The sequence below is a fragment of the Streptomyces sp. NPDC127117 genome (genome assembly GCF_042677325.1).
GTDB lineage: Bacteria > Actinomycetota > Actinomycetes > Streptomycetales > Streptomycetaceae > Streptomyces.
In genome coordinates this window covers 56,504-79,494 of record NZ_JBHXTM010000015.1, presented here as the reverse complement: position 1 = coordinate 79,494, position 22,991 = coordinate 56,504, and the positions used below count along the sequence as shown (strand labels likewise).

General features: G+C 71.3%; 18 protein-coding genes and 1 tRNA gene. 6 read left to right on the top strand and 13 right to left on the bottom strand.

Annotation, left to right across the window (positions count from 1 at the left end):
• Window positions 1-124 precede the first annotated feature (124 nt).
• The 3 genes from ACFVH0_RS15735 to ACFVH0_RS15725 form a co-directional block, all read right to left on the bottom strand.
• Complete coding sequence (locus ACFVH0_RS15735; protein WP_385820423.1) at window positions 125-871, bottom strand: FadR/GntR family transcriptional regulator; 747 nt, start codon at window positions 869-871, stop codon at window positions 125-127.
• Between the two features lie 148 nt (window positions 872-1,019).
• Window positions 1,020-2,066, bottom strand: a complete 1,047-nt coding sequence (locus ACFVH0_RS15730; protein ID WP_385820407.1) for a S66 peptidase family protein — start codon at window positions 2,064-2,066, stop codon at window positions 1,020-1,022.
• Between the two features lie 95 nt (window positions 2,067-2,161).
• Window positions 2,162-2,941 carry a crotonase/enoyl-CoA hydratase family protein gene (locus tag ACFVH0_RS15725; protein WP_385820405.1) on the bottom strand — a complete coding sequence of 260 codons (780 nt, stop codon included), beginning with the start codon at window positions 2,939-2,941 and terminating at the stop codon, window positions 2,162-2,164.
• 110 nt (window positions 2,942-3,051) lie between these two features.
• Here ACFVH0_RS15725 and ACFVH0_RS15720 point away from each other — a divergent pair, with 110 nt between their 5' ends.
• Together ACFVH0_RS15720 and ACFVH0_RS15715 are read left to right on the top strand one after the other, a co-directional pair.
• Window positions 3,052-3,930, top strand: coding sequence for a DUF2510 domain-containing protein (locus tag ACFVH0_RS15720; RefSeq protein WP_385820577.1), 879 nt, complete (start codon window positions 3,052-3,054; stop codon window positions 3,928-3,930).
• Between the two features lie 129 nt (window positions 3,931-4,059).
• Window positions 4,060-4,386, top strand: coding sequence for a hypothetical protein (locus ACFVH0_RS15715; RefSeq protein WP_385820403.1), 327 nt, complete (start codon window positions 4,060-4,062; stop codon window positions 4,384-4,386).
• 40 nt (window positions 4,387-4,426) lie between these two features.
• Here ACFVH0_RS15715 and ACFVH0_RS15710 read toward each other — a convergent pair whose 3' ends face one another.
• A complete protein-coding gene (locus ACFVH0_RS15710) occupies window positions 4,427-5,059 on the bottom strand; it encodes a class I SAM-dependent methyltransferase (protein WP_385820401.1) in 633 nt (210 codons plus the stop codon).
• Between the two features lie 469 nt (window positions 5,060-5,528).
• On the opposite strand from ACFVH0_RS15710, the gene fusA reads away from it, so the two are divergent.
• Window positions 5,529-7,625, top strand: coding sequence for an elongation factor G (gene fusA, locus ACFVH0_RS15705; RefSeq protein WP_385820399.1), 2,097 nt, complete (start codon window positions 5,529-5,531; stop codon window positions 7,623-7,625).
• A 58-nt stretch (window positions 7,626-7,683) separates the two neighbouring features.
• Here the strand turns inward: fusA and ACFVH0_RS15700 are convergent, their stop codons facing one another.
• The 6 genes from ACFVH0_RS15700 to ACFVH0_RS15675 all read right to left on the bottom strand — a co-directional run bounded on the left by ACFVH0_RS15700 (window position 7,684) and on the right by ACFVH0_RS15675 (window position 15,939).
• Window positions 7,684-10,329, bottom strand: a complete 2,646-nt coding sequence (locus ACFVH0_RS15700; RefSeq protein WP_385820397.1) for a hypothetical protein — start codon at window positions 10,327-10,329, stop codon at window positions 7,684-7,686.
• A gap of 388 nt (window positions 10,330-10,717) precedes the next feature.
• A complete protein-coding gene (locus ACFVH0_RS15695) occupies window positions 10,718-11,500 on the bottom strand; it encodes an ABC transporter ATP-binding protein (protein WP_385820395.1) in 783 nt (260 codons plus the stop codon).
• Window positions 11,497-12,480, bottom strand: coding sequence for an ABC transporter ATP-binding protein (locus ACFVH0_RS15690; protein ID WP_385820393.1), 984 nt, complete (start codon window positions 12,478-12,480; stop codon window positions 11,497-11,499). The genes ACFVH0_RS15695 and ACFVH0_RS15690 overlap by 4 nt, the downstream gene beginning before the upstream one ends.
• Before the next feature lie 5 nt (window positions 12,481-12,485).
• Window positions 12,486-13,355 (bottom strand): ABC transporter permease, encoded by an 870-nt coding sequence (locus tag ACFVH0_RS15685; protein WP_385820391.1) that lies wholly within the window; start codon window positions 13,353-13,355, stop codon window positions 12,486-12,488.
• Window positions 13,352-14,305 (bottom strand): ABC transporter permease, encoded by a 954-nt coding sequence (locus ACFVH0_RS15680; protein ID WP_385820389.1) that lies wholly within the window; start codon window positions 14,303-14,305, stop codon window positions 13,352-13,354. The genes ACFVH0_RS15685 and ACFVH0_RS15680 overlap by 4 nt, the downstream gene beginning before the upstream one ends.
• Window positions 14,302-15,939 carry an ABC transporter substrate-binding protein gene (locus tag ACFVH0_RS15675; protein ID WP_385820387.1) on the bottom strand — a complete coding sequence of 546 codons (1,638 nt, stop codon included), beginning with the start codon at window positions 15,937-15,939 and terminating at the stop codon, window positions 14,302-14,304. Before ACFVH0_RS15675 ends, ACFVH0_RS15680 begins: the two co-directional genes overlap by 4 nt.
• A 141-nt stretch (window positions 15,940-16,080) precedes the next feature.
• Here ACFVH0_RS15675 and ACFVH0_RS15670 point away from each other — a divergent pair, with 141 nt between their 5' ends.
• A complete protein-coding gene (locus tag ACFVH0_RS15670; protein ID WP_385820385.1) occupies window positions 16,081-17,202 on the top strand; it encodes a LacI family DNA-binding transcriptional regulator in 1,122 nt (373 codons plus the stop codon).
• Here the strand turns inward: ACFVH0_RS15670 and ACFVH0_RS15665 are convergent.
• Window positions 17,169-18,803 (bottom strand): amidohydrolase, encoded by a 1,635-nt coding sequence (locus ACFVH0_RS15665; protein ID WP_385820383.1) that lies wholly within the window; start codon window positions 18,801-18,803, stop codon window positions 17,169-17,171. The two genes, ACFVH0_RS15670 and ACFVH0_RS15665, sit on opposite strands and share 34 nt — an antisense overlap.
• A 101-nt stretch (window positions 18,804-18,904) precedes the next feature.
• On the opposite strand from ACFVH0_RS15665, the gene ACFVH0_RS15660 reads away from it, so the two are divergent.
• Both ACFVH0_RS15660 and ACFVH0_RS15655 read left to right on the top strand, forming a co-directional pair.
• Window positions 18,905-19,609 carry a TetR/AcrR family transcriptional regulator gene (locus ACFVH0_RS15660; RefSeq protein WP_385820381.1) on the top strand — a complete coding sequence of 235 codons (705 nt, stop codon included), beginning with the start codon at window positions 18,905-18,907 and terminating at the stop codon, window positions 19,607-19,609.
• A gap of 163 nt (window positions 19,610-19,772) precedes the next feature.
• Complete coding sequence (locus tag ACFVH0_RS15655) at window positions 19,773-21,161, top strand: NAD(P)/FAD-dependent oxidoreductase (protein ID WP_385820379.1); 1,389 nt, start codon at window positions 19,773-19,775, stop codon at window positions 21,159-21,161.
• A gap of 25 nt (window positions 21,162-21,186) precedes the next feature.
• Here ACFVH0_RS15655 and ACFVH0_RS15650 read toward each other — a convergent pair whose 3' ends face one another.
• Both ACFVH0_RS15650 and ACFVH0_RS15645 read right to left on the bottom strand, forming a co-directional pair.
• Window positions 21,187-22,695 carry a DUF4246 domain-containing protein gene (locus ACFVH0_RS15650; protein ID WP_385820377.1) on the bottom strand — a complete coding sequence of 503 codons (1,509 nt, stop codon included), beginning with the start codon at window positions 22,693-22,695 and terminating at the stop codon, window positions 21,187-21,189.
• A 204-nt stretch (window positions 22,696-22,899) separates the two neighbouring features.
• Window positions 22,900-22,973, bottom strand: a tRNA-Pro gene (locus tag ACFVH0_RS15645).
• Between the last annotated feature and the right edge of the window lie 18 nt (window positions 22,974-22,991).

The window sequence follows — 22,991 nt, the reverse complement described above, 5'->3', positions numbered from 1 at the left end:
CCGGAACATGAAGGATGCGGCGCCGCGAGCCACCGGGCCATGGATGGATCAACATGCACCTGACAATCGCATGATCGTGACCGTACGGCTCCGGTTCATCCGGCCGGAGCCGTACGTGGATGTGTCAGGAATCTCCTGGCGCCCGGTCGGAGTTCTCGTCGACCAGCGTGCCGTGGAGGCTGCGGATGTGCTTCTCGACCAGGTCGGCGGCGCTCGCGCCCTCGCCCGCGCGCACCAGCCTCAGCAGCTCGGTGTGCTCGGCGTTGAGCGCGGCGGCCGTGGCCGGCCAGTCCTCGGCAGCCTCCAGCGCCCGCAGGATCAGCGGTCGCACCGACTCACGGACGGCGGAGGTGAGCGTGGAGGTCAGCTCATTGCCGGAGCTGCGGGCGATGTGCACATGGAACCGAGTGTCCAGATCGTTGAACTCCAGGACCGGGACGCCCGGCTCCCCCATGCGTACGACCAGCGCCTCCGCCTCGTCGAGATCCTCCGAGGAGGCGTTGCGCGCGGCCGCCTCGAAACTGGACCGCTCCAGCACGACGCGCGCCTCAAGGACGTCCTCCAGGCTGTAGCTGCCGAGCGCGAAGTGCAGTCGCAGCAGCCGGCCGAGCGCGTCGTCGGGATGGCGCACGATCCGCGCCCCGGCGTCCGGCCCCCGGCCCGGCTGCGCGACCAGCACACCGATGGTCTCCAGCACCCGCAGCGCCTCGCGCAGTGCGGACCGGCTGACCCCGAGCACCGGGGCGAGCTCACGCTCGGGCGGCAGCCGGTCGCCCGCCCTCAGCTCACCGGCGAACACCCGCTGCTCGATGCTCTGGAGCACCAGCTCATGCGTACGGGACTGCCGTACGGGTTGCCATTCGACGGGCATCCGTCACCCCTTGCCTCGGCCGGAATCGTCCGGTTGCCGTCGCCTCTGCCGCCGGATCTTCAACTATGTCACACACCACATATGGTCGGACCAAAGAGGCGATGCCCGCCCGGCAGGCGCTTGCCCGCCCACTGCGGGTACTGCCGGCTCAGTAGGTGACGACGATGCGGCGCCCGGCTCCGTCCACCTCGATCCGGCCGCCGAACGGAATGATCTGCTGGGGGTCGGTGTGACCGAGGTCGACATCGAGGACGGCCATGGTCTCGGGGGCGTACTCGTCCAATGCCCGCAGCACCGCCTTCCGCTGCTCCGTGCGGTACAGCTCCCCCTCCTCGATGCCGAGCGGCTGCTCGAACGACCAGTTCCTGGCCCGGCCCATGAGGAGGGCGGGGAACTGCCTGAGCAGCCCGCGCTCGCCCATGTTCCGCAGAATCCGGTAGACCTCGTCGGCCGACGGCATCTCCTCGCTCGTTTCGAGGAACAGCACCCGTCCCGCGTAGCTGTCCACCGGCCGGATCTCGCGATCGGCCATCAGCAGCCAGGAGAGGATCTCCAGGCTTCCGCCCCAGCTCGCGCCCTTCACGTTCCGGCCGTCGGCGTTGTGCCAGATCCAGCCCCCGCAGGGCCGCATCTCGGGTTCGGAGTCGAAGGTGCGCGGATCCTCCCACCGGCCGTTCTCCCCGTTGGACTCCTTGGGCGGGGTGAGTTCGAAGTCGCCCCGGGTGAAGAGAGCGGCCCGCATGGAGTCGGCGGTCAGCGGGTGCATCGCGCCGGGACGCCCCAGCTCGACCATGACCGTTCCGCCGTGGTAGCCGACGATGCCCAGGTTCTCCAGGTACACCAGCAGGTTCGTGCAGTCGCTGTGCCCGAAGAACGGCTTGGGGTTGGCGCGCAGGAGGTCGCGGTCCAGGTGCGGCAGCACGGTGATCTGGTCGTCGCCGCCGATGCTGGAGATCACGGCCTTGATGCCGGGGTCGGCGAACGCCGCGTGGATGTCGGCGGCGCGTTCCTGCGGGGTGGAGCCCATCTTCCGCGTCGTCGGGTACTCCACCGGTTCGAGGCCGAAGTCCTCCCGGAGCCTGCGCAGCCCCAGTTCATGGGGCAGCGACAGGATGCCGGGGAGGCCGGAGGAGGGAGACAGCACGGCGACGCGGTCGCCGGGCCGGGGCTTGTCGGGGTACGTGTGGGTCGACATCCGCCGAGCCTAGAAGCCGGCAGCTGGGGCGTCGCCACGTTTTCCCGTCCGGCGGCCGGAGGACCGGGCGGCGAACGCGACGAGGACTCCGGCCGTCACCCGTCGAAGGATCCGTGGCGGCCGGCGCCGCCTCCGAAGCGTTCGGCCCCGGCCTGCGTCTCCCCCGCGGTCAGCGGCACCAGGCCGTGCCGGTACTCCTGGGCCAGCGCCTCCCGTTCGCCCAGACCGTGCTGCTCGCGCACCGAGAGCCGGTCGTGGCGCAGACACAACTGCGGGAACGCGGCGATCTCATGGGCGAGCCGCTCCGCCGCACCGCGTGCCTCGCCGGGTGGCACGATCCGGTTGGCGAGCCCCATCGCGTACGCCTCGGCGGCCGGGACGGGCCGCCCGGTGAGGATCATGTCCATGGCCCGGCTCTCACCGATCAGCCGCGGCAGCCGCACTGTTCCCCCGTCCACCAGCGGCACACCCCAGCGGCGGCAGAACACCCCGAACACCGCGTCGTCCTCCGCCACCCGGAGGTCGCACCAGAGGGCGAGCTCCAGCCCTCCGGCCACAGCATGGCCGGAGACGGCCGCGATGACGGGCTTGCTCAGCCGCATCCGGGTCGGCCCCATCGGCCCGTCGCCGTCGGCCAGGACCTCGTTGCCCCGCGCCGTACCGATCCCCTTCAGGTCGGCGCCCGCGCAGAACGTACCGCCCTCGCCCCACAGCACGGCGACGGACGCGTCCGGGTCTGCGTCGAACTCCCGGAAGGCGTCGGCCAGTTGCCGGGCGGTCGGCCCGTCCACGGCGTTACGGACCTCGGGCCGTGCGAGGACCACGGTGAACACCGGCCCGTCGCGCTCGATCCGCACGGCTGTCTCTTCACTCATCGTTCGGCCTCCCACAGGGACGGCGGACAACCCCGCCGACCTCATCGATCCGGCACAGCTGATTCATGCGATTCTCACGCAGTCGTTCTACGGTGGGGCGCGTGACCCAGATGAGCCCGCCCGGCTGGCACCCAGACCCCGGGTATACAGGAATCGGCCCCGTCCACGAACGCTGGTGGGACGGCACCCGGTGGACCGACCAGCTCCGTGTGCCGCCCGCCACGGTCCGGCGCCGGCGGATGCGCATCGGACTGGGCATCACCGCCGGGGTGGTGGTCCTCGCCGCCATCGGGGGCGGCGTCTTCCTGCTGTCCGACAAGTCCGGCGACGACAACGAGCGCGCGGCCACGGCCCCGTCCACCGCCCCCTCCGACCCGCCCGGTCGCGGGCCGGGCGCACCGGGAGGCGGCGGCGGGAGCGGCGCCCCCGAGCAGCGGATGCCGGGGACCGAGGACGGCTACGCCACCGACCTGGCCAGCGGGATCAGCATTCCGGTGCCGGACGGCTGGAACGGCAGCTCCGGGGTCGCGGGTGCCGGGGTGACGACGGGTGAGTACCCGTGTCCCGGCGACGCGTCCGAGAAGTGTGTGCGCGGCGGGGTGTTCTCCATGCCCGCGAAGGGCCTGAAGCTCGACACCACGACCGCGAAGGCCACGGCGGTGAAGGACATCTCCGCCAACGCCACGGACTCGTACGGCGAGAAGATCTACGGCGGCATCACCTCGCACGATGAACTCAAGTCCGGGCCGGTGACCGTGGCCGGTGAACAGGGCTACCTGGTGCGCTGGAAGGTGGCGACGAAGAACGGCGACGACGGGTACGTCCAGTCGCTGGCCTTCCCGTCGCCGCGCTCGAAGGACCTGATGATCGTGGTGCGGTCCGGATTCGACGTCAACTCCAAGGCGCCCGCGCTCTCCGTCATGGACGACATCACCAAGGGCATCAAGGCCGCCTCCGGAACGGGCTCCGGCCCCGGCACCACCGCGTAGGGGAGCGGCCCGACCCGGACGAAAGGCCGGGCGGCCCGCCTTCGCGCACCCCGGTGTGAGTACGAGGGCGGGCCGGGCTGAGTACGCCGACCGATCCACCGGCGGGCGGTCGCTGGTCGAATGACAACCATGCTTCCTGACGCACCGTCCCGCCCCCGCATCCAGCACATCGCCGGCGCCGGCACGACGCTGGCGCTGTCGCTGGCCCCGCTGGTGATCGGCGTGCTGCTCGCCAAGACCATGGCGGCGGATCCGATGACTCCGGTGAACGCGCTGGTCACCAGGGGCGGGCAGCCCGTACCCATCTCGCCCGCTCAGTGGCGCGGCTGCGGCAGGCAGGCGCTGCGCAGGTGGAAGGGCCCGCTGAAGGCGGGCGGGCGTCCCGTCGCTCTGGTGCGGCGGTGCCCCGGGGTCCGGCGCACACGCCGCCCCGGAGAGCCGCCGGCCGAGCACTGAGGGAGCGACCGGCCGGCCTCCGGAATCGGTGGGCCGGGTGTCAGGCCCGTCGGCAGTGCAGGAACAACTGGGGCTCGGCCACCGCGGCTTCGTACTCCGGGGTGAACAGGATGCTCTGCTCCCACAGCACCGAGAGACCGGCCGCGGTGACCAGCTCGGTGAATTCCTCCGGGCCGAAGCTCGTCGCCCGCACGTCGTGTCCCATGAAGACGACCCCGACGTCCTCCACGTCGAGCGGCACCGTGGCCACGACCAGATGACCGCCCGGCACCAGCAGCCGGCCGAGCTTCCGCAGCAGCCGGAACTGGTCGTCGCGGGACATCTGGAGCAGCGAGAAGTACGCGCAGACCGCTTCGAAGCTCCCTTCGTCCAGGGGGAGTTCGCGAATGTCCGCACATTCGAACCTCGCGTCGGGGACCTGCCGGGCCGCCAGTTCGACCATGCCGGGCGAGACATCCACCCCCAGCACCTCATGGCCGGCCTCGGTGAGGGTCTGTGCGGTCGGCCGCCCCGTTCCGCTGCCGACGTCCAGGATCCGGCTGTGCGGTGCGAGATCGCCCAGCAGCCGGTGCAGCGAGGCGTGGTGGGCGGCGGACGCGGCGAACGCCCGCTCGTAGTCGGCGCCCAGCGCGTCGAACACCGTGGCGGCATCGAGGCCGTGGTCTCCGTCCATCGATGTGGTCCCTTCTCCGAGCGCCGTTCCATGCGGTACCCCGAGGATGGTTTCATCATTCGTCGGCGCCTACAACGCCCGCCTCCGTGCGCGGGGGGCGCGAAAACCGGTTTCCTGCCGGCCTCCGGCCTTCCTACACTCACCACGAAACGCGCGCCACAACGGTTTTGCGGCGCGCACCGTGACCAGTGAGGGGAGACCGGCCGTGCGCTACCGCACCGCTGTTGTCGTTCCCTCGTCGCGGTACGAGGTGATCCTGGTGTCTTCGTGCGCCCGGTGCGAGCTGCGCGGCCCGCACCGGTCCCCCGCGACGGACAACTGACCTCACTGCGCCCGGTGTCGATACGGCCGGGTGGCCGCTCACCGGTGTGACACACCGTTCCGGAGGTCTGCGCCCGGCCTGATCACAGGCCGGTCCGTCCGGGAATCGCGCCCTCCCGTTCCGGAAGATTCCGAAAGGCCATGGGCCGTGCGTACCGAACTGCACCGTCAAACCGACAGTCCGCTGACCGATGTCCGCAACCTGGGCATCCTCGCCCACGTCGATGCGGGCAAGACCACCGTCACCGAGCGGATCCTCTATCTCACCGGCGCCGTCCACAAGCAGGGCGAGGTCCACGACGGGACGACCGTCACCGACTTCGACTCCCAGGAACGAGACCGCGGAATCACCATCTTCGCCGCTGCGGTGAGCTGTTCGTGGGACGGTCACCGGATCAATCTGATCGACACCCCGGGCCATGTCGACTTCTCCGACGAGGTGGAACGCTCGCTGCGGGTGCTCGACGGCGCGATCGCCGTCTTCGACGCCGTCGCGGGCGTCGAACCGCAGAGCGAGTCGGTGTGGCGGCAGGCCGACCGGCACGGGGTGCCTCGGATCGCCTTCGTCAACAAGCTGGACCGTGCCGGGGCCGACCTCGACACGGCGGTCGCGTCGATCAGGGACCGGCTGCACACCGTCCCGCTGGTGGTCCAGCTGCCGATCGGGAGCGAGGACGGGTTCGGCGGAGTGGTGGATCTGCTGCGCATGCGGGCGCTGGTCTGGGCCGACGACGGCACGTTCGACGAGGGGCGGGTGCCCGATGCGCTGCGCGAAGAGGCGCTGCGGCGCAGGCGGCTGCTCGATGAGACGGTGGCGGAGCTCCATCCGGCGGCGCTGGAGGAGTTCTGCGCGCAGGAGTCGGTCTCCGGGCAGACACTGCGGGCCGCGCTGCGCGACCTGACCCGTACCGGCGAAGGTGTTGTGGTGCTGTGCGGTTCGGCCTACCGCAACCGCGGTATCGAGCCGCTCCTGGAGGCCGTCGTGGCCTACCTGCCCTCGCCGCTGGACGTGCCGCCGGTGCGCGGCACCCTGGACGGCGCGGCACAGGAGCGGCCCGCCGATCCGGCGGCGCCGTTCGCCGCGCTGGTGTTCAAGGTGAACTCGACGGCCACCGGCCGGCTGACCTGTCTGCGGGTGTATTCGGGAACGATCCGGAAGGGGGACACGGTGCTGGACGCGGGTGCGCGGCGCCACGAGCGCGTCGGGCGGATCCTGCGCGTGCAGGCCGGCCGGCACACGGACGTCGATACGGCGGTGGCCGGGGACATCGTCGCGGTGATCGGGCTGAAGGCGGCCCGCGCCGGGGCCACCCTGTGCGCACCTGCGGCGCCGCTGGTCCTCGAACCGCCCACCGCGGCCGCCCCGGTCGTCTCGGTGGCGGTCGAGGCCCGGAGGCGCACCGACACCGAACGGCTGGTGACGGCGCTGGCGCGACTGGTCGAGGAGGATCCCTCGCTGACGGTCCGTACCGACCCCGAGACCGGGCAGACGGTGCTGTCGGGGATGGGGGAACTGCATCTGGAGGTCGCGGTGGAGAAGATCCGGCGTGCGCACGAGCTGGAGATCGGTGTCGGCAGACCGCAGGTGGCGTACCGGGAGACGGTCGTCCGCGGGGTGTCGGGGCTGGTGTACCGGCATGTGAAGCAGGACGGCGGCGCCGGGCAGTTCGCCCATGTCGTCCTCGACACGGAGCCGTTGGAGGCCGCCGGTGACGGCGGTGCGGACGGCGGGACCGAGTTCGTGTTCCGGTCGACCGTCGTCGGTGGCCGGGTGCCGCAGGAGTACGTGCGGGCGGTGGAGGCCGGCTGCCGGGACGCGCTGGCCGAGGGTCCGCTCGGAGGGCATCCGGTGACCGGACTGCGGGTCACGCTGACCGACGGAGCCACCCACTCCAAGGACTCCTCGGAGATGGCGTTCCGCACGGCCGGCCGGTTCGCGCTCCGTGAGGCGTTGCGGGCGAGCGCGATGGTGCTGCTGGAGCCGGTGGCCGAGGTCACCGTCACCGTGCCCGACGACGCCGTGGGCGGGGTCCTCGGCGATCTGGCCGCGAGGCGCGGCCGGGTCTCCGGCTCGACGGCGCGGGCCGGCACCGCTGTGATCACAGCGACCGTGCCGCTGGCCGAGCTGTTCGGGTACGCGACCCGGCTGCGCAGCCGGACCCAGGGCCGGGGGACGTTCACCACCCGCCCCACCGGCTACGCCCCGGCGCCTGACCTGGTCTCCCCGGGGACAGCGGCCCGGTGACGACCGTGCCGGCCCCTCCCGTTCGCGGGCGGGGCCGGTCCGGCCGTCGCGCGACGGCCTACGGATGCGCGGGGATCACGCAGTCGTCCTCCTGCGCGGGGGCGCGCCCGGTCGGCCAGGCCACTCCCTCGAACGTCAGCCGTTTCGAACCGGGTTCGAGATGGACCACGGACAGGGCCTTGTTGTACGGGTTGCCCGCGTTGGTGAGGCAGATCCAGCCGCCGGCACCGCGCACTCTCAGATCGGCGTTGAGCTTCCCGAGGTCCTTGCGGATCCGGTCGGCCGAGGGCACTTCCTGCCCACTGGTGTGGACCGCTCGCGCCAGTGCCCTGGAGGCGGTGAGGACGACGTCGTACGTCACGATGGTCCGCCCGTCGTCGAGGTACACGTCACCGATGGTCCCGGCCTGGTCCGTGATGGCCTGCCGCAGTGTGTCCATCGCGTCATGGGCCTCCCTGAGGTACAGCGGCGGCTGCTGTCCTTTGTGCTTCGGGTCCTGCTGCCACTTCCGCAGCTCTATGGACCAGGCGTCGGGGTGGGCCGGGGCGGCGTAGCGGATGGTGACGGACGGCTTGCCGGATCCCGGGTCGCCCTGGAGCAGGGCGCGGTGACGGTCGTCGAGGCGCTGGTCGAGGGTGGTGGCGTCGGAGCCGGTGATCACCGTGTACGACTTCTTCTCGCGGCAGTAGGTGGTGGCCAGCTTGTTGACGAAGAGTTTCAGGTGGAGGGCGCGGCCCGCGAAGTAGATGACGTGGGCGTTGGAGCGGCAGATGTTTCCCGCGAAGTCCTCGAACTCGTTGGGGGTGACGCCCGCCTCCTCGACGCCCGGGGACTCGAAGCGCATGTCCTGGACCCCGCCCTGCGCCTTGCCCGCTCTGGCCTCGGCGAAGGCGTCCCGCAGCGAGCGGTTGTAGTCGTCGCCGGGGCGGTCGTCGGTGACCAGGGCGGTCTCCGCCCCGGCGAGAGCGGGATCGAAGGCGAGCAGTGCGCGGGCCTGGTCCTTGGTGGTGGAGACGGCACGGGCGAGCCCGGGGAAGGGAACCGTTTCCTTCCCTTCGGGGTTGGAGAAGTCGTCGGCCGTCACCACACTCGCGACAGCCGGGAGCTTCAACGTGCTGGTCACGTACGCGAGGGCTTCCTTGGTCTTCGTCACGCTGAGGTTGAATCCGACGACGGCCCTCAAGTCGGTTTCCTGGCGGTGGAGTTGATCGACCGTTCGGCGCCATTCCCCGTAGCCCTTCCCCGGGTTGGCGAGGACGAGGCGGATGGGCGGCTTCGCGGAATCCACGCCGTTCGCCCCGGCCTGAGCCAGATAGGCGCCCTGGATCTCGCTGAGGATCTGGCGCCGGACCGCCGTGTTGTCCGACTCCATCGGGATGAGCAGGGCGACGGTGGCGTGCTTCTCGTCGGCGACCGCCTTGTTCTGTTCCGCGATCCGCGCGAAGACCTCGGGCATCCCGTCGTAGCCGGGCATGAACACGCCCCTGCCGTCGGAGACGCCCAGGCATTCCCCGCCGTGCACCTGAAGTCCGTTGCCGCAGCTCTCCGGCTCGCGGAAGAAGCCGTAGTAGGTACCCAGTCCGGCCGCGGTGAGCGCCAGTGCCGTGACCACCGCGGTCACGGGCCCCAGGATCCGGCGACCCGGCCGGCGGCCGGGCTGCGGATCGGGCGCGTCGTCCAGGGTCACCTGGACCAGGCGGCTGGGCAACGGGGTACGGCCGCCCCGGCTCCGCTCCTCCGCGACCCGCACCCGCTCGCCGAAGCGCTCCTCGATCGCCTCCGCGAGGCCCGCCGAGGCCACGGCGGGTTTGGCGCCCTCCGCCGGAGTGGCCCCGCCGGGCTGCGAGGTGGTGACGACCACGGGGTACACACGAAGCGCGCGGGACTCCCCGTCGTACGCCTCCATGAGCCTGTCCCGGATGATCCGCCGCGCGTCCACGGTGTCCACGTCCGGCAGGAGGAGCACGGGGCGGCGGGCCCGGTTGAGGCGGCGGACGACACCGTAGTGCGCGTCGATGTCGGCGAGCAGCGCCTCGACGAGCAGCAGCTGCTTCACCGCCGCGGGCTCACTGCGCAGCCGTTCCAGCTCTTCGCAGACCGCCTCGAAGGTCCGCTGCCGGGGAAAGCGCCGGGTGCCGTACCAGCGGACGGTCCGGTGGTGCGGGAACCTGAGGGCGTTGACCACCTTCAGGAGCAGGCCGACCAGTCCCCCGCCCATGCGTTCGCTGACGTACGGGTCGTCCAGGAGGGGGTTGAGCCGGGGGCGCAGCTCGGGCAGGGTCTGCCGTCGTTCCTCGGTGATCGCCTCCCTGATCTGCCTCTTCAGGTCGCCGATCTGTCGTGGGTGGGACTGGGTGGCGACGGGCTGCCATTCGTGGAGTGCCGTGCGGGCGGCCGCGAAGCGCGGGAACACTATGGGCAGACCGTGCGCCACCCGGCCGCCGTAGCCGCAACCCTCGGTCATCGCCTGTAACTGCTCGACGACCAGGTCCTCCTCGTCCCGCCCGGCCGGGACATCGCTCGGATTGTTGACCGGCACGATGCCCCGGTTGTTCCTGAGCAGCACACCGAGCCACTGCCTGACGGGGGCGGGCGCGCCTTCGACCTGAACGACGAGCGCACCGTATCTGCGCTCGAAGCGCACCCGCTTGCGGGTGAAACGCTCCCTGAAGGTCAACTGCGCCAGGACATCGTCCAGCCCCATCCGTACTCCCGTTGTCGGACGGCGAATCGGCGATCACTATAGTGTCAAGTGGGCGAGGGAAAACGGAAGTTGGAGATTCGGCGCCGTCAGCCGCCACTGTTGTGCGGGCCCGTCGCGGCCGGCCGGCCAGGGTCTTTCGTTCGGATCGGGCCGGTTCGGTAAGCGGGGTCCGGTGTCGTGCATCGCAGGGCGGCGGAGGGAGCCGGATGGGGTCTCCCCCGGCCGGGCGGAGCCGGGAGCTCGGGGAAGGAGCGTCGGCGAGTGACGACAACGCGGCGAGGTGCGGCACCGGGGCACGCGAGCCGGACCTGATCCGAACGAGAGGCCCTGGGCCGTGTGCGTGGCGGCCCCGCGCAGTGGGCCCGACGGTCCTCTCCCGGGCCCGCCCTCAGCGCTCCCCGCCCAACGGGCCGCCGCGCCTCGGCACCGAGCTCAACAGCAGCCGGGTGTAGGGGTGTTCCGGTGTGTCGAGCACTTTGCTCACGGGGCCGGACTCCATCACCGCGCCCGATCTGAGGACGAGCACCTCGTCCGCGATGTGCCGGACGACCGCCAGGTCGTGGGTCACGAAGAGATAGCCGATGCCGGCTTCGCCGCGGATCTCGCGCAGCAGTTCGAGGATCTGGGCCTGGATCGACACGTCGAGCGCGGCGACCGCCTCGTCCAGGATCAGCACCTGGGGCTCCACCGCGAGCGCTCGCGCGATCGCCACGCGCTGACGCTGCCCGCCGGACAGCCCGCGCGGCAGGGCCGCCGACTCGCGGGCCCCCAGCCCGACCTGGTCGAGGAGTTCGGCGACCCGGGCCCGGCGCGCGGCCCCGTCCAGGTCGGTGTGGAGTCTCAGCACCTCGTCCAGGCAGCCGCTCACCGTCACCCGCGGATCGAGGGAGAGATAGGGGTCCTGGAAGACCATCTGGATCGACCGGGCCCTGGCGAGCCGTTCGGCGCGGCCGCGGGCGTGGGCCGAGCGGTCCCGGCCGTCCAGCCGGACCGTGCCGCCGTCCGGGCGCTCCAGGCCCACGAGCATCCGGACCGTCGTCGTCTTGCCGCTGCCGGACTCGCCGACGATCGCGAGCGATCCGCCCGGCGGCAGCGTGAACGACACCCCGTCGACCGCGGTGTGCTTCCCGTACCGCTTGCGCAGCCCGTCGACCACCAGTCCCTTCGTCACAGTGTGATTCCTTCCTCGGCGCGGAGGCACGCGGCCAGGCCCTCGCCGTGCGTTGCCAGTTCGGGCCGTTCCTCGGCGCAGCGCGGCGCCGCGTGCGGGCAGCGGGCGGCGAAGGCGCAGCCGGGCGGGTGCTCGGCCAGTGAGACCGGCCGGCCGGGGATGGCCCGCGGCGCGGGGGCGCCTGCCTCGATGCGTGGGGTGGAGGCGAGGAGTCCCGCCGTGTAGGGGTGGCGGGGCCGGTCGAAGAGCTCGTCGGTGGAGCGGGTCTCGACGATCCGGCCGGCGTACATCACGTACACCCGGTCGCAGATCGCCGAGGCCAGTTCCAGGTCATGGGTGACGAAGAGCATTCCGGTGCCGTGCTCGGCCCGCAGCCGGGCCAGGATCGCGATCACCTCGGCCTGTGTGGTGACGTCCAGCGCGGTGGTGGGTTCGTCGGCGAGGAGCAGGGCCGGCTCCGCGGCGAGGGCGGCGGCGATGACGACCCGCTGGAGCATGCCGCCGGAGAACTGGTGCGGGAAACGGCGCAGGGCGCCTCGCGGATCGCGGATGCCGACTGCGTCGAGGAGTTCCTCGGCGCGTGCGGCGGCGACGTCGGCGGGCGTGCCGGAGGCCCGCAGTCCCTCGGTGAGGAAGTCGCCCACCCTGCGCAGCGGGTTGACGGAGGCGCGGGGGTCCTGGAAGACCATGGCGACCTCGCGGGCGCGCAGGGTGGCCAGTTCCTTCGGGCGCATGCTCAGCACATCGCGCCCGGAGACCCGGACCTGCCCACTGGTGCGGGCGCCCCGGGGCAGCAGTCCGAGGACACTGCGGCAGGCGACCGACTTGCCGGAGCCGGACTCCCCGACCAGGCCGACGGTCTCCCCGGGCCGTACGGTCAGGCTCACCCCGTCCAGGAGGGGCCGGGCGGCCCGGCCGTCCGGGAGCCGTACCCCGAGTCCGTCGATCTCCAGGACGGGCGTGGTGGAAGTCGTGGTCATGGCGTTCACTTCTCCCGCCGCGCGATGCGGTCGGCGAGTCCCTCGCCGACGATTCCGAAGGCGACGACCGCGAGCACGATGCACGTGGACGGCGCGAGCGTCGGGAGCATCGCGCCCTGCAGGACGGCCCCCTGACCCTCGTTGATCATGGCGCCCCAGTCGGCGGTCGGCGGCTGGACGCCGAAGCCGAGGAAGGACAGTGCCGCGAGGTCCATCAGCGCGTACCCGAAGTTCATCGCGGACTGGGCGAAGACGGTGGGTGCGATGTTCGGCAGGAGGTGGCGGACGCAGACCGTCCAGCCGGACCAGCCCTGCACCACGTACGCCTCGATGTACGGCCGTTCCTTCTCCTGCCGGGCGATGCCTCGTACCAGCCTGCCCACGTACGGGGTGTAGGCGACGGCCATGGCGATGACGGGTGCGGTCATGCCGGAGCCGACGACCGAGACGAGCAGAATGGCGAGCAGCAGTCCCGGGATCGCGAAGACGAGGTCCATCGAGCGGGACAGGATCGCGTCCGCCCAGCCGCCCCGCCAGGCGGCCACCACACCGAGCAGCATGCCGAGCAGGGTGGAGACCGCCACCACCAGGAGCGGTCCGAGCAGCCCGGTGCGGGCGCCGTGGATCACCCGGGAGAGGATGTCCCGCCCCGACTGGTCGGTGCCGAGGAGGTGGTCGCCGGTGGTGCCGACGAGGCTGGCGGAGAGGTCGAGCGCCTCGGGGTCGTACGGGGCGAGGACGGGTGCGAGGACGGCGACCAGGACGAGCACGGCGAGCACCGCGACCGAGACGGCGAACAGTGGCCCCTGGCCGAGGAGGCGCAGGCCGCGCAGGCCCGGCCTGCGGTACGGCACCGTGGTGAGGGTGGTGGTCATGAGGAGCCTTCCCCGGGAGAGAGACGGGGGTCTATGAGCGGGGCGAGCAGATCGACCGCGAGATTGACGAGTACGAAGGCCGCCACGCTGAGCAGGGTGATCGCCTGGACCACCGCGAAGTCCTGTGCGGTGACCGACTGCACCAGCAGTGATCCGAGCCCCGGTACGTCGAAGGCGGTCTCGACGATCGAGGTGCTGATCAGCAGGCCGGCGAGCATGGTGCCGCCGACGGTGACGACCGGACCCAGCGCGTTGCGCAGTACGTGCCGGCGGACCACCGTCCGGCCGGCCACGCCCCGGGCCCGTGCCACCTCGACGTGCTCGCGGCCGAGTTCGTCGAGCATCGCGGAGCGGGTGACCCGGGCCAGCAGGCCCGCGAAGGTCAGGGCGAGGGCGAAGGCCGGAAGGGTGAGCTGGTGGAGCCGGGCCCCCAGTCCCGCCGCGGCGCCGCCCCCCGGCCCCGGGAACCAGCCGAGCTGGACCGAGAAGAGCGAGACGAGCACGATCGCGGTGACGAAGGACGGGGTGGCGGTGGCCACGCCGGTGCCGATCAGCACCGCCCGGTCGAGGAGGCCGGGGCGCAGCGCCGCGAGAATCCCGGCGCTCACCCCGAGCGCCGCCACGAGCAGGGCCGCGTAGCCGACGAGGAGCGCGGTGCCCGGCAGCCGGGAGCCGAGGAGCGCGGTGACGTCCTGGTGGTACTGGGCGGAGCGGCCGAGGTCGCCGGTCAGGACGTCGCCGAGCCACTTGCCGTACTGCGTCACGAGGGGGTCGTCGAGGTGGTGCTCGGCGCGCAGGGCCGCCACGGCCTCGGGGGTCGCGGGGCGGCCGTGGAGCAGGAAGGTCACGGGGTCGCCGGGGGCCAGGTGGATCGTGCCGAAGACCACGACGGAGGTCACGAACAGCACCGCGACCATGCCCAGGAGCCGTCCGGCGAGGAAGCGGGTCATTTCTGTGCGGCCCCGATCGTCGCGGCCCACGGGTAGTAGAGCTGGGCGATGCCGGTGGGGGCGCCGGTGATCCGCTTGCCGAGGAAGACCGAGTACGGTGCCTCGTACACGGGGATGATGGGCAGCTCGCGCATGGCGATCTCCTGGAGCTTCGCGGTGAGTTCGGCGCGTTTGCCCGGGTCCGGCTCGGAGTTGGCCCGGTCGAACGCGGCGTCGAACCCGGCGTCGGACCAGTTGCCGTAGTTCCCGAAGTCACCGGTGCGCAGGTACTGGTAGAACTCCAGCGGGTCCGGTGTGTTGTCGTATCCGTTGGTGATGACCAGGTCGAGCCCCTGGCGGGCCTTCGGGTCGACGAAGATGCTGCTGTACGCGTCAGGGGCGACGCTCTTCAGCTTGACGTCGAGGCCGATCTGCCGGCCTGCTGCCTGCACCGCGTTGGCCACGACGCTGATCTCGGGCGCGAGCGAGCTGGTCACGACGGTGATCGAGCGGCCTACGGCACCGGCCTCCTTGACCAGCTTCTTGGCGCCCTCGATGTCGTGGGCCGGCTCGGGCAGTGTGTCGTACAGGGTGGCGGTCTTCTCCGGGACGAGCGCCCAGGCGCCGCGCGCGGCGGGGGCCTTGGCGGGGACGCCGACGCCGCCGGCCGCCGCCTTGATGATGTTCTTCCGGTCGAGCGCCATGGACAGGGCCTTGCGGACCTTGAGATCGCCGAGCGGGCCGTGGAAGTCGAGGACGGCGAGGTCCGCGGCCGCGGTGTTGGGGCCGAAGAGGACCGATCCCTTGCCGCTGGTGCGCAGTTGGGCGAGGGAGGTGGAGGGAATCATGTAGCCGCCGTCGGCGGTGCCGGAGAGGAAGGCGTTGGAGCGGGCGGACGCATCCTCGATGAAGGTGAACTTCACGGACCGGGATTTCGGGACAAGCTTCTTGTCCCAGTACGCCGGGTTCTTGCGCAGTGTGATGCTGTCGCCCTGGGCCCACTTCTCCAGGGCGAAGGGGCCGGTGCAGTTCAGACCGCCCTTCGGAGTGCCGTAGTCCTTGCCCTCCTTGGCGAGGGAGGCGGCGCTCACGACGGTTCCGGGAGAGGCGGCCATGAGCTCGTGGAAGAGGATGTCGGGCTTGCCGAGGCGGATCGTCACCTCCAGGGGGCCGGTCTTCTCGACGGAGTCGACGTTCTTGAAGGACGAACCCCAGGGGGAGCCGGTGGCCGGATCCATCTGGCGCTTGAGGGAGGCGACGACGTCGTCCGCGGTCATCGTGGTGCCGTCGTGGAACTTCACGCCCGGCCGCAGGGTGTAGACGAGGGTCCGCGGATCGGGCTGCGCCCACTTGACCGCGAGGCCGGGCTCGATCTTCAGGTCGGGGGTGACCCTCAGCAGCTGCTCGCAGACGTTGGCGAGCACGGTGTTCGGCGGGTAGTCGTACGCGAGGGCGTAGTCGAGGGTGTACGGCTCGGCGTACAGCGACCAGGTGAAGGAGTCCAGGGTGCCCTGGGCGGGCGGCGAAGTCGGGGTGACCTCGTAGTCGGCACCGCCGGTGGCGCCTGCCTGCGGCCGGGTGGCGCCTGAGCAGGCGGCGAGGGAGGCCGCGAGCACGGCGGTACAGGCGAATGTGATGAATCTGGGCATGCGCATGCAGACCCACCCCTTTACGGGTGTAGTGACGGGCACTGGGGGATGGAGCGAGTATTGATGCGGGAACGTTCCCGCACAAGACTTCGGCCGAGTTTGCGGGAACGGTTTTGCAGAGGTCGGGGGGATGGCAGCATCGCTCCCATGACTGAAGCTCCAGGGCTCGGCGGGCTGCCCTCGCCGCAGAATCGGCAACCGCTCCCGCGACGAGGGCGGACCTCGCCGCCCGCCCCGCGCGTCCGTCTCGTCGACGTGGCCCGCGAGGCGGGCCTGTCCAAGACCACCGTCTCGGCGGCGCTCAACGGCACCGGCAGGCTCTCCCCCGAGGTCCGGGAGCGGGCCCGCGAGACCGCGCGCGCGATGGGCTACCGGCCCAACGCCACCGCACGCCAGCTGCGCGCGGGACGGGCCCGGCTGATCGGGTACGTGGTCGGCGAACTGGCCGACGCCCCCTGGACCTTCCTGGAGTCGCCGTACTTCGCCCGGCTCACCGGCGCCACCGCCGCCACCTCGCTCGGGCGCGGCTACGCGGTGGTGCTGCTGCCCGCCGGCTCCCTGCAGAGCGAGTGGTCCGCGCTGCCGCTGGACGCCGTGATCGTCGCCGATCCCGTCGCCGACGACCGGATCGTGGAGGACCTGCTCGCCGCCCGTATCCCGGTCTTCAGCGACCGGTCCGTGGAGGACCGGCCGGAAGCCCACTGGGTCGACGTCGACGCGACCGCCGCCGTCCACGAGACCCTGGACCACTTCCTGGCCCAGGGCACCCGGCGGCCCGCTCTGGTCGTTCCCGACAGCACCACCCACTTCCACCGCGAGGTGTTCGCCGCGCACCACGACTGGTGCCTGGCACACGGGCTGCCGGAACTGGCCGTACGCGCCGCGGAGCCGGGCAACGGACCGGTCATCCGGGCCGTCGAGACCGCCCTGACGGCCGGACAGGAGCGCCCCGACGCCCTGTTGCTGGTCGCCGAGGCCAGCCCGCCCCTCGTCCTGGACACGGCCCGCCGCCTCGGTTACGACGTCCCCGGCGACCTGCTCCTGGCCTGTGTCAGCGAGGACGAGGCCGCCGTGCACACCGAGCCGCCGGTGACCACGCTCAGCCTGCGCCCCGACGCGGTCGCCGAGGCCGGGATCGAACTCCTGGTGGCCGTTCTGGAGCACGGGCAGAGGGAGACCGGCGGGGTGCTCGTGCCGGTCCGCCTCGACGTACGCGCCTCCTCGGTACGGCATCCTCAGCCGCCGTGCACCAGCTCGCCGCCCACATAGGTGCGCTCCACCCGGGCCTCGGCGATCTCTTCCGGGGGCGCCGCCAGGATGTCCCGGTCGAGCACCACGAGGTCGGCCAGGTGACCGGGAAGGAGGCTGCCGGCATCGTCGAGCCGGTTCACGTGCGCAGTGCCGGCGGTGTAGGCGGCGATCGCCGAGAGCAGGTCGATGCGCTGTTCGGGCAGGAACACCCGGTCGTCATCGGTCCCCGGCTCGCGGCGGTTCACGGCGACATGGATGCCCGCGAGCGGATCCGGGCTGGAGACCGGCCAGTCGCTGCCCGCGGCCAGCGTGGCCCCGGACCGCAGCAGACCGCCGAAGGGGTACTGCCAGGCGGCGCGCTCGGGGCCCAGGAACGGGATGGTCAGCTCGTCCATCTGCGGCTCGTGCGCCGCCCAGAGCGGCTGGATGTTCGCGATGGCGCCGAGCGCCGCGAACCGGGGCAGGTCGTCGGGGTGGACGACCTGGAGGTGGGCCAGGTGGTGCCGGTTGCCGCGCCGCCCGTTGGCTGCCACGGCGGCCTCGATCGCGTCGAGCGCCTCGCGTACCGCACGGTCACCGAGCGCGTGGAAGTGGACCTGGAAGTCCAGTGCGTCCAGTGCCGTCACATGGCCGCGCAGTGCCTGCGGATCGACGAAACTGAGTCCGCTGTTCGCCGTGGCGCATCCGCAGGCGTCCAGATACGGGGCGGTCAGCGCGGCCGTGAAGTTCTCCGCGATCCCGTCCTGCATGATCTTCACCGACCCGGCCCGGAACCGTCCGAACGTCAACTCCTCGCGGCGGTCGACCAGTTCGGGGATCTGCTCGGCGCCGCGCTCACGGTCCCACCACAGCGCACCCGACACCCGGGCGGTCAGCGAACCGTCCCGTGCCGCGGTCAGATATGCCTCCGAGGGGTCCGCCATGCCGTTGAAGCGGCCGAGCAGCGCGTCCTGCCAGCCGGTGACGCCGAGCGAGTGCAGCAGCTTCTGCGCCCGCAGCAGACCCGCGAGCCGGTCCTCCGGGGTGCTCGGCGGCACCAGCCGCGACACCAGGGCCGTCGCGCCCTCCTGGAGCATGCCGCTCGGAAAGCCGTCCGCCTCCCGCTCGATCCGCCCGTCGGCCGGATCCGGAGTGGCGGCGGACAGGCCCGCCAGTTCGAGGGCCCGGGTGTTGGCCCACGCCCCGTGGTGGTCCCGGTTGGCGAGCAGCACCGGACGGTCCGGCACCACCGAGTCCAGCAGCTGACGGGTCGGCAGCCCGCCCGCGAAGCTCTCCATCGACCAGCCGCCGCCGGTGATCCACTCCCGCTCCGGATGCGTGTCCGCGTAGGACCGGATCCGCTCCAGGTACGCGCCGGCATCGACGATCTCGGCCAGATCGCACTCGGCCAACTCGCTTCCCCCGCCCACCGCGTGGACGTGGGCGTCCTGGAAGCCGGGCAGCAGCAGCTTTCCCGTGAGGTCCACCACCTCCGTACCGGGCCCGATCAGCTCCCGTACCTCGTCATGCCCGACGGCCGTGATCCGCTCCCCGCTGACCGCGAGCGAACTCGCCCGCGTACGGGCCGGATCCATGGTGAGGACAGGGCCTTTTGTGAAGACCAGATCGGCGTGGGGCATGCGTCGGCTCCCTTGCGTTCGGATGCGCTGGACGGGTGACGGGCGTCATGGAAGCCCGCGAGCCGTTTACACGTCAATGGTGTTGACGTAAGGTCCCGGCCATGTCCGAACGTGTGGTACCCGAAGGCCGTCGACAGCGCAGCCGCCCGACCAAACAGGGCGCCGTCCTCTCCGAGCGGCTCATCGTCGACACCGCGTTGCGCCTCGTCGAACAGCACGGCGCCGACGCCCTCTCGGTACGCAGACTCGGCGCCGCGCTCGGCGCCGACCCCACCGCGCTCTACCGCTACTTCCGCAACACCGACGCCCTGCTCCTCGCCCTCGCCGACGAGCTCATCGGCCGCGCCCAGAAGAACTGGACGGCCACCGGCGACTGGCGGGAGGACCTGCGCTCGATGGGCCTGCGCATCCACGCCTCGTATCTCACCCAGCCCCAGGCCGCGGTGCTCGCCGCCCACCGGACCACCGGCCGCCCGCACGAGACCCGGGCCGTCGAGACCATCCTCGGGATCCTTCGCGACGGCGGCTTCCCCGATGACCTGGCCGTGCGGATCTACCACTCCTTCGTCGACCAGGCGCTCGCCTTCGCCGCGCAGGACGCCGCCACGACGGCCCGGCCCCCGCTGGCGGCGGCGGACGCCGAGGTCTGGCACGCCGTCTACGGCCGCCTCCCCGCCGACACCCACCCGAACATCGCGGCGACCTATCCCATCCTGGCCGCCGACATGCGCGACAGCGGCTACCCCTTCGCCCTGGAGCTGATGCTGATGGCCGCGGCGGCTCTGCACCCGGACGCGGAGCGGTAACGGCCGGGCGGGACCGGCCCGTGGCGGCCCGCCGGGGCCACGAGGGCCACTGGGCGCCCTTATGTCAACAGCATTGACCTTGTCGTACGCAGCAGGTTCTCATGGGCGGCACCTCGGAAGGAGCCCCCGCGCCCGGGCTCCTCCACCACCCGAAGGAAGCCCCATGGACCCCCTGCTCTCACTCCAGGACGCCGTTCCGACCCCGTTCTGGCTCGACGATCCGCGCCGCCCCCGGGCCACCCCCTCCCTCGTCGGCTCCACCACCTGCGACCTGCTGGTCGTCGGCGGCGGATACACCGGCCTGTGGACCGCACTTGTCGCCAAGGAGCGCGATCCCTCCGCCGATGTCGTACTCGTCGAGGCCGACGAGGCCGGCGGCGCCGCCTCGGGCCGCAACGGCGGCTTCTGCGAGTCGAGCCTCACCCACGGACTCGCCAATGGACTCGCCCGCTGGCCCGGCCAGATCGGCGCCCTCGAACGCCTCGGCCGCGCGAACCTCCAGGCCATGGAGGACACCCTCGCGCGCCACTCCATCGACTGCGACTGGGAGCGCACCGGCTCCCTCGTCGTCGCCACCGAGCCCCACCAGGTCGAATGGCTCGCCGAGGAGGCCGAGACGGCCGCCCGGTACGGCGCCACGACCACCGTCCTGGACGCCGACGCGGTCCGCGCCGAGATCGACTCCCCGACCTTCCTCGGCGCCGTCTGGAACAAGAGCGACATCGCCATGGTCAACCCGGCACGGCTCGCCTGGGGCCTGAAGCGCGCCTGCCTCGACCTCGGCGTCCGCATCCACGAGCGCACCCCGGCCCTCTCCCTGGACGAGCACGGGGCCGTCGTCTCCGTACGCACCCCCTTCGGCCGGATCACCACCCGCCGGGTCGCCCTCGCCACCAACGCGTACCCCTCCCTGGTCCGCCGCCACCGCCTGTACACCGTCCCCGTGTACGACTACGCGCTGATGACCGAGCCGCTCAGCGAAGAGCAGCTCGCCTCGGTGGGCTGGCGCAACCGGCAGGGCTGGGCCGACCCCGCCAACCACTTCCTCTACGTGCGGATCTCGGCCGACAACCGGATCCTGTGGGGCGGTTACGACGTCGTGCACCACAGCGCCGTCCGCGCCGAGCACGACCGGCGCCCCGAGACGTACGCCACCCTGGCGCGCCGGTTCTTCCGCACCTTCCCGCAGTTGGAAGGAGTCCGCTTCAGCCACGCGTGGGGCGGCGCCATCGACACCAGTACCCGCTTCTGCGTCTTCTTCGACACCAGCCACCACGGCAAGGTCGCCTACGCCGCCGGCTTCACCGGACTCGGAGTCGGCGCCACCCGCTTCGGCGCCGAAGTGATGCTGGATCTGCTGGCGGGCGAGCCCACCGAGCGCACCGCCCTCGACCTCGTACGCCGCAAGCCACTGCCGTTCCCGCCCGAGCCCGTCCGCTCGCTCGGCATCAGTCTCACCCAGCGGTCCCTCGCCCGCGCCGACCGCAACGAGGGCCGCCGCGACCTGTGGCTGCGCACCCTGGACCGCCTCGGCCTGGGCTTCGGCAGCTGACGCCCGTGTTCAGGACAGAAGAGGTTCAGTGCTCGCAGAGGGAGAACTCTCGTTCGTAGAGCTGCTCGTTGTGTTCGTCGACGAAGAACTTGCGTTCCTGCATGAGTTGTTCGCGGTAGTTCTCGGCCTGTTCAAGTGTCATGGTCGAGGTCTCGGACCACGGTTGCTGCGGTGGCACATCGGATGTCGAGACGATCTTCTCCGACGGGTCGACCAGGAAGAACGCGAGAATCTTGCGGTGTCCCGGGCGGGTGGGATCCATCAGGCGGAATGAACCGACGCGGTGTTGCAGGATGTTCGGGAACGCCAGGCAGCGACCCGCCGGCGTCGACGCCGATCCCAGCATCTGGTTGAGTGCGTCTTCGTCCTCCAGGCCGTAGACCTCACGCAGACCGTTGTCGTCGTTCTGTTCGTAGCCCGGGTCGTCGAGTGCCGCCCGGAAACTCAGCCGGCTTTCGGTGATGTTCTCGCTGTCCCAGTAGTGGATGCCGGTCGAGACGATCCGCTCGTTCAGCATCCCCTCGACATGCCAGGAACCGCCGTGGTATTCGGGCTTGTCCGGGGTGAGATGGACAGTGGCGAGCTTGACGATGACCTGGAGACTGCGGCCGCGCAGGTCGACCCGGGCGGATTCATCGGGCAACTCGGGCGGGGTGAAGGCCGGGGCGTCCGGGATGACCGGGCGGCGATTTTCCCACCAGTCGTCCTGGGCGACTTCCCATGCGTCGAGGGCTTCTGCATAGGCCTGGTCATCGCTGTAGGAAGACCTGTCCGGATACTCCGGTTCCGAGTCGTACCACCCGTAGGGATCGGCCTCGATCCGCAGGGGGCGCGGATGGCGCAGATCGGTCAGCACATTCTCCAGCAGCGGGAGCATGCGCGAGAACAGGTCCGGCAGGACGGAGTCCAGTTCGTGATGTCTCTCGGGGTGGACGTTGTTGACGTACGAACGGAAGGCGACCTCGCCGTCGTCACTGACATCGACGTCCGTGGGCAGCCACTGGAACTTCTCCGAGAACTCGTACTTCGAGTAGTGGTCCGTCGGGTTCCGCCAAGCCCGCTCGGGTGCGCCGCTCGCCTCTCTCACCAGGCAGAACAGTGAGGGATGAACCAGATCCAGTACCTGCCCGTCGGATCCGGGATGCCAGTCCCGTTCCGCTTCGGGGACCTGTTCCAGAACCCGGACCGCCTCGCGCAGCCGGGATCCGAGCCTGTCGTCGACCAGTGCGTCCGACTGCCACACCCCGTCGACGGCGGATACCTCGATGCCGGTTCGTCCGTCCCGCAGCGCGGCGTAGTGCACGAGTTCGGCGAGCACGTAACGAACCTGCGCCTCGGTGAGGCCCTGGGCGACCGCTTCTTGTGTCCATCTGGCGACGATGTCGGCGTCGTTCATCTTGTCGAACCACCCCGGCTTCGCCCGGATGTGCGCGCTGCACTGCGTCATCTGGAGTTCCCGCAACGTTCGGGGGGTCGCGAACGGTATGGAGCGGGAAGTGTGGAACGGCAGCGGGAAAGCAGACAGGCCGGACAATTCTCGTGATCCCTGCAGTCGGTGTGCGGTGGCGGGAAGGATAGCCCAGCAGACTGACACCGCAGCCGTGGTCGCGCCCGGGGAGCTCCCGACGCAGACGCCGCGGGGGCGCGGTCGCCGACCTCGACCACCAGCTCCCCGAACGCACGAAAAGCCGCCCTCTCACGGATGAGAGAACGGCCTCCGACCTGCGTTTCCGCACAGTCGGGACGACAGGATTTGAACCTGCGACCCCTTGACCCCCAGTCAAGTGCGCTACCAAGCTGCGCCACGTCCCGATGCCCGCCTGACCTGGG